The organism is Arthrobacter liuii (genome assembly GCF_014639275.1).
Taxonomy (GTDB): Bacteria; Actinomycetota; Actinomycetes; order Actinomycetales; family Micrococcaceae; genus Arthrobacter; species Arthrobacter liuii.
The window spans coordinates 1-3,459 of sequence record NZ_BMFW01000066.1; the positions used below are offsets into that span (position 1 = coordinate 1).

Genomic DNA, 3,459 nt, shown 5'->3' on the forward strand with positions numbered 1-3,459 from the left:
CCCCGCCGGCCGGCTCCCCGGGCACCGAGGTGGCACAGACCGGCAGCGACGTGACCTGCCAGACGGCCAACACCACCGGCTAACAAGACCCAGGGCCTTCCCATGCGGAAGTGGTAGTACTGCAGATAGGTTTCACCGGGAAACGGGGGTAGGAAAAGAGGATCGATGTGCTCCACAGCTGGTTAGTCATGGACGCGCTGATCGTGTTTTTTGGAGCCGCGGCGTTATTAGCGGCCGCGGCCATTTTCCGGGCAAAGAGCCTCTACGGGCGCGTGGACGCCGCTGCAGCTGCGGCTTTGGCATTGGTCATGGTCGCGGTAGGGCTGGGCTGGGCACCGTTGGTGACTGGACGGCTTGAAATGATGCTCGCTGTCGCGCTGGCATGGTTCGCCGCGAGCATCGCCTTTCGCAAAGGCGGCCCCGAAAGCACTGGCCCGTTCACGGGGATTTACGGCGCCGGAGTGACGGTACTGGCGGTCTGGGTGCTGTTCTCAGCTGCCCACGGCGGCGGTACGGCAACGGATCATCCGGCGCATCAGCTGGGCGCAATTCTGGGGGCCGTGATGAGTTGCCTGCTTATGATCTTCGCCGCCGCGGGTTGGATGATGGCCACCTTCGCCAAATCGGCAAATAACAAAGCACATGCGGTGCCCCGCCTCACCGGGATCCGCGAAGCGCTGATCGCCGGCGGTTTAGCTATGGCCTTGTACGCCATCTCCTAACCCCTCAGGGAGCATTGATCCCTGGACTAACAGTTGGTGATCGCACCCCTGAACCTAGCCTTACGAGGAGTTGCGCTTCAACCATTTTGAAATGGTTCTCCCACACCGCGGGAAATGAGTGTGAATGGTATTGAACAGGTGCTTGATCCTGCCACTGAAATATTTTCGGCGCAGCGGACGCCACTTACATTCCCTGCCGGGCCCCCAGAGTGTTCCGGAGTACCAGGGCACATACATATGAGCTGCCCTCCAGCAGGGGCAGTACCGGCCCAAAGACGAACGAGGGTTCGTGGCATAGTCATAACGGAGGTGTAGCTGGACTACTCCCCAACCTGACGTCGTGGCACTTGACCAGGGAGGATTCTGCCGAGGTGGCCGCGACGCCGCGAGAAGCTAATGGTGTTCGGCGGCGACTATGACACACCGGACGCCATCTGCCTGCGCGACTACGTCCACGTCGTAGACCTGGCCCGAAAGGCACGTGGCGGCGCTGAGAATATCACCTGGCGCACGGGCGTGTTCCGCTGGATCCTTGGCTTCGGCAAAGGCTCCTCGGTCCTGGAGGTCCTGCGCTCCTTCGAGAAGGCTGTGGGCCAACAAGGCGTTCATGTTTCCCTCGTTGTAGATGGAAGGCAAAGCGATGACCGCAGCCTGTGAGTTGCCGGAGAGTTTCGCGGCGCGGTGTTGAACCTGGGTGAACCTTTCATCGGATGGCCCGAAAACAGAGGAACTAGGGACCCTCCGTCGGCAAGAATCCTCGAGGGGAGAGCAAGGCATTCGTGTTTTTCACTTTGGCGAAGGGTTATTTTGATGAAGTCAGCAAGGAAGAACGGGGTCGCCGCAGCTGCGGTTCTCGGGGCGGTCATGATGACCGGTTCTGCGGTGGTGCCGGCTCTGGCCGACGATGGCCAGCACCGCAATGACGGCCAGGAGGGCCGGGGCGAAACGTCCAAGCATGTTTTGTTGCTCTCGGTGGACGGCCTGCATCAGAAGGACCTGGACCGATACGTGGCGGCGCATCCGGAATCGGCGCTGGCCTCACTGGTGAGCCACGGCACCAGCTACACGCATGCCCAGACTCCGGTGCCTTCCGATTCCTTCCCCGGCATGGTTGGACAATTGGGGGAGAAGAACGCCCGTGTGCAGCTGGATGCTTTGCAGGCCGCCGGCTACGACGTGAAGATCGCCGCCGTCGAGACCATCCGGGCAGTCAGTGAGGCCCGCACCCTGGGGCGTTGGGAGCGGGGCTACCTTGAGGCTGAGAACGGCACGGCCACCGGCCGTGACGCCGAGCTGGGAGGCCGCTGGGTGCCGCAGTCCTTCCCGGCATCACTCTTCACCACGCCCGATGCCAAGGAGTCCATCTGCGCGGCCAACGCCGCCGCCGTCGCCACCGACTACGGATGCGTCAGCGAATACGTCGTGTACTGCGTGGCCGACAAGGATGCCGGCCCGATGCTGGAAACCATGAAGGGCCGTGCCAAGCCTGGCGGCCCGCTCGTGGATAGCGAGACCCTGGACGCCGTTCGCGCCGCCTCAACGGGAAGCGAACCGCAGCATCGAGGCCGTCCCCAGGTCGGCAGGGACTTCGGGATGTAGCGCTTGAACGCCCGTTCGCACAGGCGTCAGGCGTCAGGCGTCCTAGCCCAGCTGAAACGCAGACATGTCGATGACCGTGGCCAGTGGCAGTCGGCGAGCCGTAAAATCTCCACCGAAGTTGAGATGTTCTTCAACCTCGGCAGCAGCTTGAAACCCAGAAGCTCGGTAAACGCGAACCCACGTTCGAAGCCCCGAGAGTGTCAGCATAGTTCGCTTCGATCACAAGGGTTCGCAGGTAATCCAAACCCGTATCGATGGTTTCGACGCGGGCCGGTTCGGCCAGGTCTGCGGGGATGATCAAGGCAGTACAAGTGCTCATGCTCTATTGCCTCTCTCACATATGGTTTACTGCGGGCCGGCGCCAGCTGAAACCGTCAACTCGTTGCAGCGCAGCGTAAACCAGGACTCGCGGCGGTAAACTTGAACTGCCCCCGTCACCGGCCACTCCCCCCAGTAGGCCGGTGACGGCGAGGCCAAAAACCCCCTTGACGCCCCCCCTTTCTGTGGGATGGTCGAAGGCGTAAGCACCAGGATGTTTACACCTCAGGTCCGAGGGCCGCATTCCCACCGCTTGCAGGCCCCCTCTGCCTTGCCTCGGTCACTGCTTGGTGTGTTGGTACGGTGGAAGTGTCCCGCCAATCGCAGCGAAACTTGGGGAAGTTATTGCTCCTGGCGGGACTGTATTTGGGGAGGAATCTTATGGGCCCGTGGAGCCGGTTCAGTCGGCGCAGGACGACAACTGGTACTGGCGAGTCCGCCGGGTGGTGGCGGCCGCGTCCGAGGAACATGAGCTGTTGAGCCCTGAGCAGGTGGCGGATCTGAAAGCGGCGTGGGCTGAGCTAGCAGAGCGGCCAAAGAATCAGCTGTCACCGGCTTCCATGGGTTACGTCCCGTGGAGTGGTGTAGATCTCCGCAGTTGCGCGTTGCTCCGGTGACGTAGTGAGCCATCGTGCGATGGTCAGTGAGTACCGTTCAGAGTCACTCACAGAAAGACACAAACACACGATGGCTCTAGGGCGTGTCTCCCAAAGCCTGATGACCGCATCCGGGATGCTTGATGGGTGTCGCGTACTTCCGTTTTGACTGATGGGCAATGGGCCCGCATCCAGCCGCTACTGCCGTCCTCTGCAGGCCGGCG

At 61.9% G+C, this 3,459-nt stretch carries 2 protein-coding genes and 1 pseudogene; all 3 read left to right on the top strand.

Translation table 11 applies throughout. The features are described from left to right. Window positions 1-188 precede the first annotated feature (188 nt). Entirely contained in the window at window positions 189-722 is a 534-nt protein-coding gene (locus tag IEW19_RS23020; RefSeq protein WP_188573870.1) for a hypothetical protein, read from the top strand. A gap of 381 nt (window positions 723-1,103) precedes the next feature. Then, window positions 1,104-1,319 (top strand): annotated as a pseudogene (locus IEW19_RS23025) (UDP-glucose 4-epimerase GalE); the annotation flags it as partial. A 213-nt stretch (window positions 1,320-1,532) separates the two neighbouring features. Further along, the gene (locus IEW19_RS23030) at window positions 1,533-2,321 is read left to right on the top strand and encodes an alkaline phosphatase family protein (protein ID WP_229748742.1); all 789 of its coding nucleotides are present in this window, start codon (window positions 1,533-1,535) and stop codon (window positions 2,319-2,321) included. Window positions 2,322-3,459: the final 1,138 nt, after the last annotated feature.

Bases quoted from the DNA above. Each gene is read 5' to 3' on its own strand.
- IEW19_RS23030 (WP_229748742.1), top strand. From the start codon at position 1,533: ATGAAGTCAGCAAGGAAGAACGGGGTCGCCGCAGCTGCGGTTCTCGGG.
- IEW19_RS23020 (WP_188573870.1), top strand. From the start codon at position 189: ATGGACGCGCTGATCGTGTTTTTTGGAGCCGCGGCGTTATTAGCGGCC.